Origin of the sequence: Pseudomonas sp. B21-056, assembly GCF_026016325.1 — a bacterium.
In the GTDB taxonomy this organism is placed as follows: Bacteria; Pseudomonadota; Gammaproteobacteria; order Pseudomonadales; family Pseudomonadaceae; genus Aquipseudomonas.
Map to the genome: position 1 here is coordinate 516,087 of NZ_CP087203.1, position 16,282 is coordinate 532,368.

General features: G+C 61.0%; 5 protein-coding genes. 2 read left to right on the forward strand and 3 right to left on the reverse strand.

Annotated elements, in window-relative coordinates:
- Nucleotides 1–58: 58 nt before the first annotated feature.
- From selO to LOY67_RS02320, 3 genes are read right to left on the reverse strand one after another with little or no spacing between them, the layout of a single operon-like run.
- On the reverse strand, nucleotides 59–1,522 hold the full coding sequence (gene selO, locus LOY67_RS02310; protein WP_265065768.1) for a protein adenylyltransferase SelO: 1,464 nt from the start codon (nucleotides 1,520–1,522) through the stop codon (nucleotides 59–61).
- A 36-nt stretch (nucleotides 1,523–1,558) separates the two neighbouring features.
- A complete protein-coding gene (mscK, locus tag LOY67_RS02315) occupies nucleotides 1,559–4,921 on the reverse strand; it encodes a mechanosensitive channel MscK (protein ID WP_265065769.1) in 3,363 nt (1,120 codons plus the stop codon).
- 36 nt (nucleotides 4,922–4,957) lie between these two features.
- Nucleotides 4,958–6,700, reverse strand: a complete 1,743-nt coding sequence (locus LOY67_RS02320; protein WP_265065770.1) for a potassium/proton antiporter — start codon at nucleotides 6,698–6,700, stop codon at nucleotides 4,958–4,960.
- Between the two features lie 303 nt (nucleotides 6,701–7,003).
- Here LOY67_RS02320 and LOY67_RS02325 point away from each other — a divergent pair, with 303 nt between their 5' ends.
- Both LOY67_RS02325 and LOY67_RS02330 read left to right on the forward strand, forming a co-directional pair.
- Nucleotides 7,004–8,710, forward strand: coding sequence for a ShlB/FhaC/HecB family hemolysin secretion/activation protein (locus tag LOY67_RS02325; protein ID WP_265065771.1), 1,707 nt, complete (start codon nucleotides 7,004–7,006; stop codon nucleotides 8,708–8,710).
- 39 nt (nucleotides 8,711–8,749) lie between these two features.
- Complete coding sequence (locus tag LOY67_RS02330) at nucleotides 8,750–16,279, forward strand: DUF637 domain-containing protein (protein ID WP_413776159.1); 7,530 nt, start codon at nucleotides 8,750–8,752, stop codon at nucleotides 16,277–16,279.
- The last annotated feature ends 3 nt before the right edge of the window (nucleotides 16,280–16,282 follow it).

A 16,282-nucleotide genomic window follows, 5' to 3' on the forward strand; every position in this document is an offset into this window, starting at 1 on the left:
TGGTCTCGCCACAACGGAGCATGTTTGGCTGGAGGCCGATTCCAGTCAGTGGGCTGTGTTACGACGAACAACTGATCTCCAGATGCTTGCCCCACTCCGGCGGCCGTTGCGCGTAGCTGTCCATGCCCGGTTGGTCCTCGAACGGGCGGCTCAGCACGGTATGCAGGCGGCGGACCTCTTCGTAGTCGCCTGACTCGGCGGCATCAATGGCGTTCTGGGCCAGATAGTTGCGCAACACATACAGCGGGTTCACTGCATGCATGCGGACTCGGCGCTGTTCTTGATCGATGCTGCCTTCACGGCCGACGCGGGCGATATAAAGCGCGCCCCAGGCGTCGAAACCCTTGAGGTCAACGAAGTCGTCCCGCAGCCTGGCGACGGCTTGTTCGGGAGATTGATCGCCCAATCGGCGGAAGAACAGGCTGTAGTCGACGCCGCTGTTCTGCATCAGTTGCAGCAGGCGCTCCACCAGTTTCTGGTCATCCTCCTCGGCGCTGGTCAGGCCGAGGCGACGGCGCATCAGGTCCAGGTAATGGGCCTGGTAAAGCGGCAGGTACAAGCCCAGGGTCTCGCGCAGGGCTTCGACGCTGATGAACGGCGTCAGGGCCTGGGCCAGGGCGCTGAGGTTCCACTGGCCGATGGGCACTTGGTTGCTGAACGAATAGCGACCCTGGTCATCGGAGTGGTTGCAGATGAAATTGGCGTCGAAGTCGTCGAGGAAGGCAAATGGCCCGAAGTCGAAGGTGATGCCCAGGATCGACATGTTGTCGGTGTTCATCACGCCATGGCAGAAGCCGTAGGCCTGCCATTTGGCAATGAGTTCGGCGTTGCGCTCGACGATTTCGCGGAACATTGCCAGGTACGGTTCCGGCTGTTCGCGGCATTCGGCAAAGTGCAGGTTCAGTACGTGTTCGGCGAGGGCTGCATGCAGCTCGGGTTTCTTGGTGTAGTAGAAATACTCGAAATGGCCGAAGCGTACATGGCTCGGTGCCAGGCGCAGCACCATGGCGGCGCGCTCCTGTTTTTCTCGCCAGACCGGGGTGTCCGAGCCGATCACGCACAGGGCGCGGGTGGTGGGGATGCCCAAGGCGTGAAGCGCTTCGGATGCGAGGAATTCACGGATCGAGGAGCGCAACACCGCCCGCCCGTCGCCCATCCGTGAGAACGGCGTCTGGCCCGCGCCCTTGAGGTGCAGGTCCCAGTGTTCGCCGGCTTCGTTGTACACCTCGCCCAGCAGTAACCCCCGGCCATCCCCCAGCTGCGGGTTGTAATGGCCGAACTGATGCCCGGAATAGACCATTGCCCGAGGCTCGGTTTCAGCCCACAACTTATGCCCGCCGAACAGCTCGGCGAACAGCGGCGCCTGGGCTTCGGCCGGGTCCAGGTCCAGCAGCGCCATCGCGGCCGGGCTGGCGACGACCAGTCGTGGGTTGTCGATGGGTTCGGGCAGCACATGGGCGGAAAAACCGTCGCCCAGGCGGGCGAAGCGGTTATCGAAGGACAAGGTTTCCAGCGTTTTCATGGCCGTCTCCGGCGCGATGCCCTGTGGCACCGCGCATCAGTCGAGTGTGTCTTGCGGCGGCTCTGGCACCGGCTTGATGCTGGCTACGGTCGAGGGCACGGGCGTGAGGGTTTTCTTGTCGGGCTCGGCGGGCACCAGCTTGTATTCCTGGCCGCTCAGGTTCTTCAGGTAGATTTCCATCTGCCGGAAGGAGATGTTGATGTGCTCCTTCTTGAACTCACGGTTGATGAAGCGGTTGATCTCGTCCAGCACCGGGTTGCGGTCGCCAAGATCGCGCACATGCATGCGCAACTCATGGTCCAGGGTGCTCTCCCCGAAGTTCAGGAAGTACACTATCGGTTCCGGCTCCTTCAGCACCCGCGGGTTGTCGCGGGCGGCCTTGAGCAGCAGTTCGCGGACCCGATCCAGGTCCGAGCCGTAGTCCACGCCGAGCTTCAGGGTCACCCGGGTGACGGTGTCGGTCAACGACCAGTTGATCAGTTGCCCGGTGATGAAGGTCTTGTTCGGGACAATGATGTCCTTGCGGTCGAAGTCGGTGATGGTGGTCGCGCGGATGCGGATCTTGCTGACCGTGCCCGACAGGTTGCCGATAGTGATGGTGTCGCCGATCCGTACCGGACGCTCGAACAGGATCATGATCCCGGAAATGAAGTTGGCGAAGATCTCCTGCATGCCGAAGCCAAGGCCCACGGAGAGCGCGGCCACCAACCATTGCAACTTGTCCCAGCTCACGCCCAGGGTGGACAGGGTGGTGACGAAGCCGACGCCGGCGATCACATAGGACAGCAGCGTGGTGGTGGCGTAGGCGCTGCCTTGGGCCAGGTTCAGTTTCGACAGCACGAACACTTCCAGCAAACCCGGCAGGTTGCGCGCCAGGGCGAAGGTGATGCCGATGATGATCAGCGCCCCAAGCAAGTCGCCGATGCTGATGGGCACCATGCTCATGTTGACGCCGGTGCCGCTGGTGTATTCGTAGAGGGTCACGTTGTCCAGGTACGAGAACACGCTGATCAGGTCCGACCAGACCCAGTACAGCGCGGCGATGAAGCCGCCCAGCAGGGCCAGGCGGATCAGGCGCAGGGACTGCTCGTTGACCTTCTCGATATCCAGGGTCGGCTCCTCGACCACCGCTTCGCCATCCCCGGCTTCCTTGGCCGCCTGGCGCTTGGCCAGGGCGCGCTGGTAGGCCAGGCGCCGGGCCGCAACCGACAGGCCGCGCACGAAGGTGGCCTCGATCACCAGCCAGAACATCAGCAGGTACAGGGTATTGATCAAACGGTCACTGAGCTTCAGCGCGGTGTAGTAGTAGCCGAAGCACACTGCCACGAACAGCGCGATGGGCAGCGCGGTAAAAATCACCCCGACGGCCTTGCGGAACAGCGAGGCATTGCGGTGTGTCGGGCTGCTCAGCAGCAGGCGGCTGAGCAGCCAGGCCATCAAGGCATAGCAGGTCAGTACCACCGGCATGCCCAGCACGTCGTCGGCCAGGGTCGCGGGCTGCAATTCGGCCACGGCCACTACGGCCACCAGCGCCAGCACCACCAGCCCGAGCCGACGGATCCAGCCCTGGAGGAATTCGACCTGGGGTTTCTCCCAGCGGAAGTGCAACTCGGCCACGCCGCCGGGTGCCAGGATGCGATAGGCGGTATAGAACACCAGCCAGGCCTGGCCGATCTGCAGTAAGGCCGCGCCAAGGTTGGCGTTCTGGCCGCGGGCGTCGATCTGCAAGGCAAAACCGCACAAGGCCAGCCCCAGGGCTACCGGCATCGCCAACAGGATGTTGATCAGGATCGCCTGGGGCGTGTGCCACTGGCTGTCGCGCTTGAAGTGACCCACGTCCTGGTGAACCTTGTTCAGCCGGGCGTAGAGGTGCTTGCGCCGCCACAGCAGTGCACCGATCAGCAAGGCCAGGGGCAGGAACAGCAGCGGCCGCTGTGTCAGGCCATCGGCCAGCTCACTGAGACTCGAAGCCCAGGGCAACGAGTCGACCTGTTTTTCCAGGCGCGTCGGCACCGCACGCATCCATTCGAAATCCAGCGGTTTGTTGCTGGGAATCCAGAACATCTGTTCTTCGAGGGTCGCCCGCAGGTTTTGCGCGGTGCTGAGCAATTGCTTCTGGTTGAGCTGCAGGGTGATGGATTCGTTGAGGACCGCGCTCAATTCGCGGCTCAGGCGCTCCAGCAGGTCGATACGGGTCAGGGCCAGGTCCAGCAACGTCTTGCGCAACTGCGGGGTGGCTTGTTCCGACGGCTGGGACGCCAACAGGCTGTCCACGTAGGCACTCGGGTTGTTCAGCAGCTCGCGTTGCTGGCTGACCTCGAACTGGTACAGGCGGATGTCGGCGATCTGGTCGGCGAGGTTCTGGTCCAGCTTCAGGCGCGGCAGGGTCTGGCGCTGCTTGTAGAGGATCTTGGAGAGCAACAGGCTGCCTTTGAGCACGCTGATCTGCTCGTCCAGGGCCGCGTCGGTCTGGGTGACGCTGTCCAGCAGTTGCTTGGTCTGCAGGTTCTGCTGGGTCACTTCGTTGAGGCGGTCGGTACTCTTGAGCAGGTAGTCGGAGAGCTTCAGGTTGGTCGCGCTTTCGGTTGCCAGCAAGCTGCTGCCGCCGGCCTTCTGGGCTTCGATGGACTGCTGGGTCACCGTCTCCTGGGATTGGGCCAGGCGTTTCTGGTTGATCAGGTTCTGCAGGTCCTGGATTTCCTGCTCCGTGCGGGCAATCTTTTCCATCAACAGGTCGTGCTGACCATTGCCCAGGTCCTGCAACTGGCTGTTGCCGGCCAGTTCCTGGCGACGCAACGGAATCAGCGCGTTGAGGGCCGCCAGTTCGGCGTTGAGCTGGTCGCGCTGTTCGGCGCTCAGGGCTTTGCCCGCGTCTCGGCCGGCCTTGAGGGTGGTATTGATCTGCTGGATGCGGGTCTGGCTGCTGGCGATTTCGGCCTGGGCGCGCTCGGGGCGGGTCTGGGCGGTGATGATCAGGCTGTTGGCATCGGCGAGGGCTTTTTGCAGGGCACCCTGCTGTGTGGAGCGCTCCGTCAGCATCTGCTCGAGCTGGGGAATCGGCAGGTTGGCGTAGCGCTGTGCCACCGGTAGCACGGCGGTGTTCTTGAGCCGCGCCAGCTCACGCTGGTTCTCGATGTTCTGTTTCGGCGCGCTGGCCAATTGTTGCTTGAGGGCGAGCAGTTTCTGCTCGTAGTCGGCCTTGCTGGTGAGCTGGGCCAGGGTGTCTTGCAATACCGCTTGCAAGGCTTTCTGGTCGGCTTCCGGCAATTTTCGGTCGGCGATCTTGTCCAGGCTGGCCTGCACCGAGTCGCTCGTGGGCGGTTCAGCAGCTTGCAGCGTGCAGACGGAAAGACTCAGGCCCAGCAGGGCGATGGCGAAAAAGGAGCGCAGGGTAGGCATAGAGACCGGACGAGCAAATTAAAGAATGGGAGCAGTTTAGAGGAACAAGCCGGGACCCGGGCGACTTCCTTCGGGGAATCTGACGCCCACTTTGCCGATCTTGTTCCCGTCCATGACCGCGACGGTCCACAAGGTGTTGTTCCAGTCCACCTGGTCGCCGACCACCGGCGCGCCACCGACTTTCTGGGCAATGAAGCGGCCCAGGGACATGTCCGGATCGATGCCGTCCAGTTGCAGGCCGTACAGCGCTGCAACCGCGGCCAGCTGGGCGTCGCCTTCGAGTACGAAGTCGCCGAAAAAACGCAGATCCAGGCCCCGTTGTGGTGCCTGGCTGAAGAGTTTTCCAAGGGCCGGCAGGTCATGTTCATGACCGATTACACAGAGCAGATCGTCGGTTTCCAGCACCGTACTACCCGACGGATGGAGCAGTTGCTGGCCCCGAAACAGCGCCGCGATACGGGTGCCATCGGGCATTTTCAGGTCTCGCAGGGGCGAGCCGATGCACCACTTTTCCGCCCCGAGGCGATAAATGAACAGCTCCCACTCGCTGGTGACATGAACCTCCAGCGCCGCCCGGGAAATCGGCAAGGGTTCCGGCGGGACCGTGACGTGCAGCAACTTGGCCACCCAGGGCAGACTCGTGCCCTGGACCAGCAGCGACACCAGCACGATAAAGAACGCCAGGTTGAAATAGAGCTGGGCATGGGGCAGGCCGGCCATCAGCGGGAACACCGCCAGGATGATCGGCACCGCGCCACGCAGGCCGACCCAGGAGATGAAGGCTTTCTCGCGACCATGGAAGGCCTTGAAGGGCAGCAGGCCGACAATGACCGACAAGGGCCGTGCGAACAGGATCATCCACAACGCCAGGCCCAGGGCGGGCAGGGCGATCGGCAGCAGGTCATGGGGCGTGACCAGCAGCCCCAGCACCAGGAACATGCCGATCTGCGCCAGCCAGGCCATGCCATCGAGCATGTGCAGGATGCCGTGGCGACTGCGCACCGGACGATTGCCGATGACCAGGCCGCACAGGTACACCGCCAGGAAGCCGCTGCCGTGCAGGGCGTTGGTCAGGGCGAACACGGCCAGGCCGCCGCTGATGACGAGGATCGGGTAAAGACCGTTGGCCAGGTTGATGCGGTTGACCAGTTGCAACATCAGCCAGCCACCACCTAGGCCCAGCACCGCACCAATGCCGAACTCACGCACCAGATGCCCCACCAGGCTCCATTCCAGGTCGGTCTGGCCGCTGGCGAGCATGCCGATCAAGGTCACGGTCAGGAACACCGCCATGGGGTCGTTGCTGCCGGACTCGATCTCGAGGCTGGCGCTGACCCGTTCGTTCAGGCCTTTACCGCCCAGCAGCGAGAACACCGCCGCGGCATCGGTCGAGCCGACAATGGCGCCGATCAGCAGGCCCTGGATCAGGTTCAGATTGAACAGCCACGCCGCCGCCAGGCCGGTCAGCCCGGTAGTGATCAACACCCCGACCGTCGCCAGCGACAGTGCCGGCCACAAGGCCACGCGGAAACTCGAGACCCGCGTACGCAAGCCACCGTCCAGCAGGATGACGGCGAGAGCGAGGTTACCGACCAGATAGGCCGTGGCGTAGTTGTCGAAAAGAATACCGGCGCCGTCGACACCGGCGACCATGCCCACGGCCAGGATGATCACCAGGATCGGGATGCCCAGGCGCGACGAAAGAGAACTGACCAGGATGCTCGCACCCACCAGCAACGCGCCGATCAAGAACAGGCTGTTGATGGTCGTCGCAGTCAAAGGCAGTACTCCGGAAAAACTGAAAGACGGGCACGGACTGACCATGCAGTCTGCGTGCCAGCGATTCTAACCTGTTGAAATGTGATGCTGTCAAAAAAGCTTTTGGCTGCTCGGCATCTCTGACCGTTTCGCAGGAAACTTCCGGCTTTGCACAGAAACCTTTCTTACCTTCGTACCGGAGGCGCCTGATTTTGAAAAAGCGATTCCAACAATATCCTCAGTGCTCAAATATTCAATTGACGAAAAAAAGATGGCTACCTAACATCGCGCCGTTTTTTGGAGGTCATTTCCGAGGGATCGAACATGTTTACACCCGCCCATTGGGCGAGGTTGTGCCTGGCTTTGCTGTGCCTGTCTCCGCTTACCCTGGCTCACGCCGCCCCGACTCCCGGTGAAACCGACCTCATCCGCGAGCGCCAGAACCGTTTGCTCGAAGAGCAGCGTCGCCGTCTGGAAGAACTCAAGGACCTGCCCGGCCAGCAAGCGAAGCCGACCCAGCCGCCCGCCCCGGTCGACACCCGTTGCTTCCCCATCAAGACCATCGAACTCAAAGGCGCCGACAGCCTCTCCGCCAGTGAGCGCGAGCGTCTGCTCCAGCCCTACCTCGGCCAATGCCTGGGTGTGCCCCAGCTCAATGAACTGCTCAAGGTCATCACCGACCACTACATCGAGAAAGGCCTGGTCACCAGCCGTGCCTACTTGCCGCAACAGGACCTCTCCAGCGGGCACCTGCAAGTGCTGGTGGTCGAGGGCCGCCTCGAAGGTTTGAAAGGCGCCGAGAACAGCCAATTGTCGGAGCGTGAGTTGGCGATGGCGTTTCCCGGCAAGACCGGGGAGCTGGTCAACCTGCGGGAGATCGAGCAGATGGTCGACCAGCTCAATCGCCTGCCGTCGAATCAGGCGCAGATGGAGCTGACCCCCGGCCAGAACGTCGGCGGCAGTGAAGTGCTGGTTAAAAATACCCCGCAGAAGCCCTGGCGCGTCGGCCTGTCCCGCAGCAACGACGGCCAGCGCAGCACCGGCGAGCAGCAGTGGGGTACCCGCTTCGAGTGGGACAGCCCGCTGGGCCTGGCCGATCAGTTGATGCTGCGCGGTGGTCATGACGCGATGACCGATCACCAGCACACCTCGCGCAACGCCATGCTTTATTACAACCTGCCGTTTGGCTGGTGGAATGTCAGCTACACCTACAGCCAGAGCGAGTACCGCTCGCAGATCGCGGCCAATGGTTTCAACTTCAAGCAGACCGGCGACAGTCAGAACCATCAGTTGCGGGTCGAGCGGGTGATCTACCGCGACGCCCTGAGCAAGACCTCCCTCAACACCGGTCTGGCTTACCTGCGCAGCAACAACTTCATCGAAGACAGCAAACTGGCTCTGAGCAGCAATCGCCTGAGCGAAGCGCAGTTCGGCATCAACCACGGGCGACGGGTCGGCGGTGCTTTCGTCAACCTGGACCTGGGCATGCAGCAAGGCATCGGCGCCTTCGATGCCCAGGCCAACCACGACCCGGCCCCCGGTCAGGCTGACGCCCGCTATCGCAAATACACCGCCACTGCCAGCTACCTGCAACCGTTCCAGCTGTGGGACGAGTCGTTCAGCTTCAGCAGCCTGATGACCGGCCAGCACAGCGAAGACGTGCTGTTCAGCCCGCAGCGCATGAGCCTGGGCGGGGAGTCTTCGATTCGGGGCTACAAGGACCAGTCGCTGGCCGGTGACAACGGTGGCTACTGGCGCAACGACCTGCGCTGGAGCCGCCCGGTGACCCTGGAATGGCTGCGTCCGGTATTTGCCGAATACGGCACCAGCCTGGGCTATGACCAGGGTGTGATCAGCGGGACCCGCTACAACGGCGATCAGCATGGGCGCATGTCGAGCAACTCGGTGGAGTTGTTCGCCCGCGGCCAGCACCTCACCACCAGCGTCACCTTCGCCCACTCCCTGGAACGCCCGGATGCCCTGACCGAGCGTGAGGCGCCGATCTACTTCCGAGTGGACGCCTTTTTTTGATTCCGGCTTCTTTAAATTCTGCTGCAACGAGACTTGAACATGGACGATCGTCAATACGCCTTGCTGGCCCGCCAACCCTCTGCTGCCCTGAAACCCCGCGACCTGTTCTGCGGCATGCCCAAGCGCGGCCTGGCGTTCCTGCTGGCGAACGTCATGTTCTGGCAACCGATGTGGGCCCAGGCCGACGGCATCGTCGTCAGCGCACCGGGCACCAGCCTCGGCCAGGCGGGCAACGGCGTGCCCATCGTCAATATCGCCAAGCCCAACGGCAATGGTCTGTCCCACAACCAGTTCAAGGACTACAACGTCGGCAGCAACGGCGTCATCCTCAACAACGCCACCAACCCCGCCCAAGCCACGCAACTGGGCGGAATCATCCTTGGCAACCCGAACCTCAAGGGCACGGCCGCCCGGGTCATTCTCAACGAAGTCAACGGCGGCAGCCCCAGCCAATTACGCGGTTACACCGAAGTGGCAGGGCAGTCGGCCCATGTCATCGTCGCCAACCCCTATGGCATCACCTGTAACGGCTGCGGTTTCATCAACACCCCGAAGGCGACCCTGACCACGGGTAAACCGATCATTGAAAACGGCCAGGTGAGTCGCTACCAGGTCGACCAGGGCAGCATCGCTATCGAAGGTGCGGGCCTCAACGCCAACAACGTCGACCGCTTCGAAATCATCACCCGCAGCGCCAAGATCAACGCCGAGATCCAGGCGAAAAACCTGACCATCGTTGCCGGCCGCAACGACGTCGACGCTGCCACCCTCAACGCCACCGCCCGCGCCGACGACGGCAGCGCCAAACCGCAACTCGCCATCGATTCCTCGGCGCTGGGCGGCATGTACGCAGGCGCCATCAAACTGGTGGGCACCGAGGCCGGTGTCGGCGTGAAACTGGACGGTCAGATGATCGCCAGCGGCGGCGACATCCAGCTCGACGCCAATGGTCATTTGAGCCTGGCGCAAGCCACGGCGGCAGGGGCCGTCGATATCAAGGCTGCAAGTCTGGACGCCCGGGAGACGATCTATGCCGGCAGCCATGTCCAGGCGACGACCCAGGGAACCATCGACAACCGGCGCGCCATTGCCGCGCGCGACAGTGTCACGCTGACGACGAACGGCCAGCTCAACAACCTGGGCATCGTCGAAGCCGGGGTCAACGCCGACAACACCCGCAACCAGATCGGCGACGTCGTGCTCACGGCGGCCAACATCGACAACCGTGGGCAAAGCGTGATCGCCAGTCGAGACTTGAAAGCCACGACCACACAAACCCTCGACAATCGCGGCGGCACCTTTGCTGCAGGGAAAACCCTGACACTCAACAGCAAAGACATCGACAACCGCGCCGGCACGCTGGTCAGCCAGGGTGAAATGAAAGCGGTGGCGACTGGAACGCTGGATAACCGTGATGACGGGATTATCGCCAGCGATGGCAAGCAGAGCCTTGTTGCTGAAACGCTAAAAAACACCGACGGTGTCATCAGCAGCAAAGACACCCTGGAGTTCGAAACAACAGCCCTGGATAACAGCGGAGGCAAAATTGCCGCCAACGCCGGGCTGACCCTTGACGGTGACAGTGTCGAAAATGGTGGCGGACAGATCACCAGCCAGGGCGACATCGTTGCCACGCTGAACAGCTTCAACCAGCAGAACGGCAAGTTGATCAGCCAGGGGAAACTGACCCTGACTGCGGACAGTATCGACAACAGTGCCGATGGCTATATGGCCTCGGTCAAGGCCATGAGCCTGACCGCTCGCAAGCACCTGCTCAATAACGGTAAAGCCATCATCAGCACCGAGCAGGGGCTGACGATCAGCGGCGGCGGTCTCGATAACGCCAATGGCAGTCTGCTTAGCCAAGGCAACCTGACGGTCGATATCACCGGTGATTTCGTCAATCGCGACGGCAGCGCCATCGCCCAGGCCGGAAACGTGGATGTCGAGGCGAGCAGTCTCGATAACCGGGGCGGTGTCCTGGCAAGTGTCGATGGCTGGCTGAAAACCACTCTCGACAAGGTGCTGAACAACGGCGAGTCCCTCACCGCAGGCGGCGATGCCGGATTGATCCAGGCACAGTCCGTCAACCTCGCTGCGACGCAGGCGGTGCTCAACAATGGCGGGCAGGTGTCGGCCTTGTCCGGGGCTGCCGAAATCACCACCGCCACGCTCGAAAATCGCAACGGCGCACTGCTTGCCAAGCAGGTTCTGACGGTACGCGCCCATGATCTGGATAACAGCGGCGGACGGGCTGCGGCAGACGCCGTCGATTTCGGTCTGACCGGGGCACTGACCAATCTGGATGGTTTGGTGGAGGGCGCCAATGGCCTGCTGATCGGCGCAGCGTCGATTGACAACCAGGGCGGCAAGCTACGCTCGGTGGGCAAACTGGGCTCCGCGACCCTGACGGTTGGCCAATTGCTGGATAACCAGAGCGGCAGCATTGAGGCGGCTACCCAGGACCTGTCCTTGCAGATGGCTGGCTTCAAGAATGCTGGCGGCAATGTCCGTCATGTGGGGACCGGCACGTTAGATGTGGACCTCGCCAGGTTCAGCAACGTCGGCGGCAGTCTGACGACCTCGGGCACCTTGACCGTCGATGCGGCGCGTTGGGATAACAGCTCGCAGATCCAGGCCGATGTGCTGGATCTGAAGGTCGGTCAGCTCAACCAATCCAGTGACGGCAAGCTGGTTGCAGTGCAAAGCATGCTCGCCACGGGTGGCACCTGGAACAACGCAGGCCTCATCAGCAGCGACGGTGATCTGGACCTGACGCTGATCGGGGCCTATGTCGGCAGCGGAAACAGTCGGGTCAGTAGCGTCGGTCAGTTCGACTTGAGCGCCGCCAGCCTCGATGTATCGAGCGGCTCGCGCCTGACTGGAGGCGGCGCCACCACCGTCACCAGTCTCGGTGCACTGAACAATGCCGGGCGAATCACCGGTGGCGGCAAGTTCTCCCTCACAGCCGCCAACCTGACCAACACGGGCACGCTGGGCGGCGCCGACACCGTCGAACTGGTTGCCAACGAGGCGAGTAACGATCACGGCCTGATGTTCAGCGGCGCCGACATGGCGCTGCGCTTCAACCGCTTCACCAACTACGTTGCGGACGTCTACAGCCTTGGCGAGCTGAATGTCGCGGCGCGCGATGGTGTCGCTCGCAGCGAACTGCTCGAGAACATCTCCGGCACCCTCGAGTCGGCAAGGGACATGTCGCTGCGCAGCGACGTGCTGATCAATCGCAAGGACGTCTTCACCACGACCGACGAGCTGGTGTCGGGCTCCATCAGTGTCAAGTGCTATGACTGTAGCGGTGATCATCACAATGTCGACTACATAGCCAATGAAACCTATCAGAGCGTAGTGCTTGCGGACTCGGCCAGCGCCACCCTGATAAGTGGCGCGAAGCTGACCGTTGACGGCTCCATTGTCACCAATAAATACAGCGTGATGGCCTCGGCTGCCGACCTGCTGATCAAGGCCGATAACTTTGCCAACGTCGGCGCCGCTTCCGGTACCAGCGTCAGAACGCGGACCTGGAACACCGGCAGGGTCACCGACGGAACCGATGAGCGTTTCCGGGACCGGTACATCGTTCCCTACAACGCCCAGGCCAACCCGAAACAAGTCCCTGTCAGCGCACTCAACAGCTTTCTTCAGGTAGGTGACATCACGACCGTAACGCCGGGTGTGCCGATGTCGGCGGCGGTGGTTCAATCCGGGGGCAACATCAGCATCCAGGCGACGCAGCAGCTGGAAAACAGCAGCGTCGCGCAGTTCCAGATGCCAGTGGCGGGTACGGCAAAATCAGTGGCAACCGGGGTGGCCCAATCCGCACAACCAGCGGTCGTGGTGCTCAACCCGCAATTGCCACCCGATCTGGCCCAGCAACAGGTGAACCCGACTACCCTGCCCGGGTTCACCTTGCCGACGGGCGACAATGGCCTGTTCCACGTCGTCGACAGCGCGGCGGCTGCGCAAGGCAGTCGTGACCAGAGCCTGGCCACTGTCCAGGGTTCGGATGCGAGCCGGGTCATCGTTGGCCCCAAGTACCTGATCGAGACCAATCCCGCGCTGACCGACCTCAAGCAGTTCATGAGCTCGGATTACCTGCTGGACAAGCTGGGTTATGACCCTGACACCAGTTGGAAACGCCTGGGCGATGGCTTGTACGAGCAACGCTTGATCCAACAGGCGATGCTTGCCCGCACCGGGCAACGGTTCATCGATGGGCAGACCAGCGATGAGGGCACGTTCAAGTACCTGATGAACAACGCCATCGCCAGCAAGGAACAACTGAACCTGGCCGTCGGCGTGACCCTCACCTCGCAGCAGGTCGCCGCACTGACCCACGACATCGTCTGGATGGAGGACCAGGTCGTCAATGGCGAACACGTACTGGTGCCGGTGCTGTATCTGGCCCAGGCCAACAACCGGCTGATGGCCGATGGCGCGCTGATCCAGGGCAAGGACGTCACCCTGATTGCCGGCGCCGACCTGAAGAACGCCGGAACCTTGCGTGCCAGCGAAAACCTCTCGGCAGCGGCCGGCAACAATCTGGTCAACACACGCCTGGCCGAAGCCGGGGAGCGGCTCAAGCTGGTCGCCGGCAAAGACCTGGTCAACATGCGAGGGGGCATTCTCAAGGGCAAGGACGTCGAGCTGTCGACCTTGACCGGCGACATCCGCAACGACCGGACCGTCAGCATCATCGAGAACAGCGGCAAGGGCTTCAGCTCGAAAACCTCGGTCGTCGACACTGCGGCACGCATCGAGGCCGGTAACAACCTCACCGTGAAAGCGGCGGGCGATTTACTGAACGTGGGCGGAGCGATCACGGCGGGCAACGACGTTGACCTGAGCGCGGGAAAAGACATCGTCATCTCCGCCGCCCGCGAAGAAAACGGCTCGATGCGCAAGGACAAACGCCACTTCTGGGAACAGAGCCAGACCGTCCAGCACGCCAGCGAAGTTAAAGCCGGTGGCGACCTGAATGCCACGGCCGGCAACAACCTGACCGTCGTCGCCAGCCATCTCGAGGCCAAGGGCGATATCAATCTGTCCGGTACCGACGTATCCCTGATATCGGCGGCGAACGAAGACTCCAGCGAATACCGTTACAAACGCAGCGGCAAGAAGATCAACAAGGAAGAAGACCATGTCCAGCAGCAGGCAACGACACTGGATGCCGGCGGTAATGTAACGGTGGCTGCACGCAATGATCTGTCGATGGTTGCGAGCAGGATCAAGGCGGGTGACGAGGCCTATCTGGTCGCGGGTAAGCAGTTGAGTCTGCTGGCTGAGCAGAATCGGGATTATTCGCTGTATGACATGAAGAAGAAGGGTGGTTGGGGCAGCTTGAAGATGCGGCACGACGAAGTGACGCAAATTACCCATGTTGGTAGCCAAATCCAGACAGGCGGCGACCTGACTCTCAAGAGCGGCGACGATCAGCGCTACCAAGTCGCTAAGTTGCAGAGCGGCAAGGATCTGACCATTGACAGTGGTGGTGCCATTATTTTCGAGGGCGTCAAGGACCTGCATGACGAGACTCATACCAAGACCAATAACAATGCGTTCTGGAACTCCGCGAAGGGTAAGGGCAACACCGACGAAACCTTGCGTCAAACCCAGATGGCGGCGGCAGGTGCGATCACCATCAAGGCGGTTGAAGGCCTGAAGATCGATATCAAGCATGTCGACCGGCAAACGGTCAGCCAGACCATTGATGCGATGGTAAAAGCCGATCCGCAACTGGCCTGGATCAAGGAAGCTGAGCAGCGCGGCGATGTTGACTGGCGACAAGTGAAGGAAATCCATGAGTCCTTCAAATACAACACCTCGGGACTGGGCCCCGCTTCGCAGCTGATCATTGCCATTGCCTTGGCAGCGGTGATGGGACCGATGATGGCTGGTTTGAACACCATGGTTCAGGCGGGAGCCATCAGCGTTGCGACCAAAGCGACGGTCAGTACCATCGATAACCGAGGCAATCTGGGCGCGGTGCTCAAGGACGTCACCTCCAAGGACAGCATGAAAGGCTACGCCGTATCGATCGCTACGGCAGGGGTTGCACAAGGACTCAATTACAACCCCAGCACCGTTGGTTTCAATACTGAGGGCTTGAAGACCGTCGCCATGAAAGTGACGGCGGATGCTGCGATTAAAACAGCCGTCTATGGCGGCAGCTTCAAGGACAACCTTGCAACTTCATTGGCCGGAACGGCGGCAAGCATTGGTGGGGCATACGGTGCCGGTAAAATCGGGGACCTGGGTCTAGCTGAGGGAGGTCTGGAGAAGATCCTCCTGCACTCGGCCTTGGGCGGGCTGATGGCCGAGGTCATGGGAGGTGACTTCCGCACGGGGGCGATAGCGGGTGGTGCCAACGAGGCCCTGATCGGCTTGCTCGGGGATACGTTACTGCCTTCTAACCTCAAGCCTGGTACGCCTGAATATATTCAGGCCCAAGAGAATCTGGTCGCGCTTTCGAAGATAGCCGGTGTGCTGGGGGCAGCGGCCTCCAATGGGGATCTCGATGTTGCGGCGCAAGTGGCTGAAAATGGCACGCGGTACAATTTCTTAAACCATCGAGATGTTCAGGAGCTTGCTGAGAAAGCCAAAAACTGTGAGCTCGAAGGCACCTGCGATGCTTTACAGGCTGAGGCGAATGCTCGAGACGCGGCAAATCGCCAGCGGCTTATGGATTGTCAAAAGGTTGGCAACTGCCCTGAAATTCGTGCGGAAATAGATGCTGGCTCTAAAGCCATAGACAATTTGGTTGCTACGTTACCTGAGGGAAAATCTGCTGATATTCTGGGGAAATTTACTGGAATAGGTGGTGGCAATACCCGCGATTGGACGACAGTCGGTCAGCTTCATATTGAGCAGGTTGCTCAAATGTATGTTGACGGAGATTCTGGGTGGGCGCCGTCGTTTGGGCAATGGTTGGATCAGTCGGGGTTCAGTCCGTTCTCTATCAATGCGCCTGGGTTGTCGGCCACGGTAGTCCCGGGGGGAATCAAGACCAGTACGTCTGTATCTGCGGATAATGGGTATTTTGATGTTTTGCCGGGTAATGTTGGACGGACCTCTAACGAGCTTCCTGCAACTTCCGCGATTTCCCGGGAGGGGCTGCGCAATGCCTTGGCCGAGCTATCGGGTGTGCCCGTAAATATGGTGGAGGCTCCCTCGAGCGTCTGGGGAGCGTCGATAGACAACCTTAAGCAATTTTTTACGCTGGAAGGCGCAACTGTGACTCCCTCAGTAAAAAAAGGAACCACTGGTAACGCTCAAGCATTCGACATAAAAGGAAGTGCCACTGGTATCGTGAAGGTTCAATATAGCCCCTCAACTGTTGGAAGTGAGACGCCATCAAAGCACGTGGGTGAGTATTATAAAATTGACTACTCTAATGGTGATAAGGTCAAGGTGATTGACTCTTTGGAGTATAAGCCTACATTCCAAAGTGACGGTAATCCGCAATACGATAAAAATACAAAATATTTGAACTCTCAAGGTGTTAAAGTTATATTCGACTCGTCAAAAAATAGGTGGGTTCCAGAATGAGAT

Excerpts from the sequence above, each read along its gene's own strand:
- selO (WP_265065768.1), bottom strand. The coding sequence starts at position 1,522 with ATGAAAACGCTGGAAACCTTGTCCTTCGATAACCGCTTCGCCCGCCTG.
- mscK (WP_265065769.1), bottom strand. The coding sequence starts at position 4,921 with ATGCCTACCCTGCGCTCCTTTTTCGCCATCGCCCTGCTGGGCCTGAGT.
- LOY67_RS02325 (WP_265065771.1), top strand. The coding sequence starts at position 7,004 with ATGTTTACACCCGCCCATTGGGCGAGGTTGTGCCTGGCTTTGCTGTGC.
- LOY67_RS02330 (WP_413776159.1), top strand. The coding sequence starts at position 8,750 with ATGGACGATCGTCAATACGCCTTGCTGGCCCGCCAACCCTCTGCTGCC.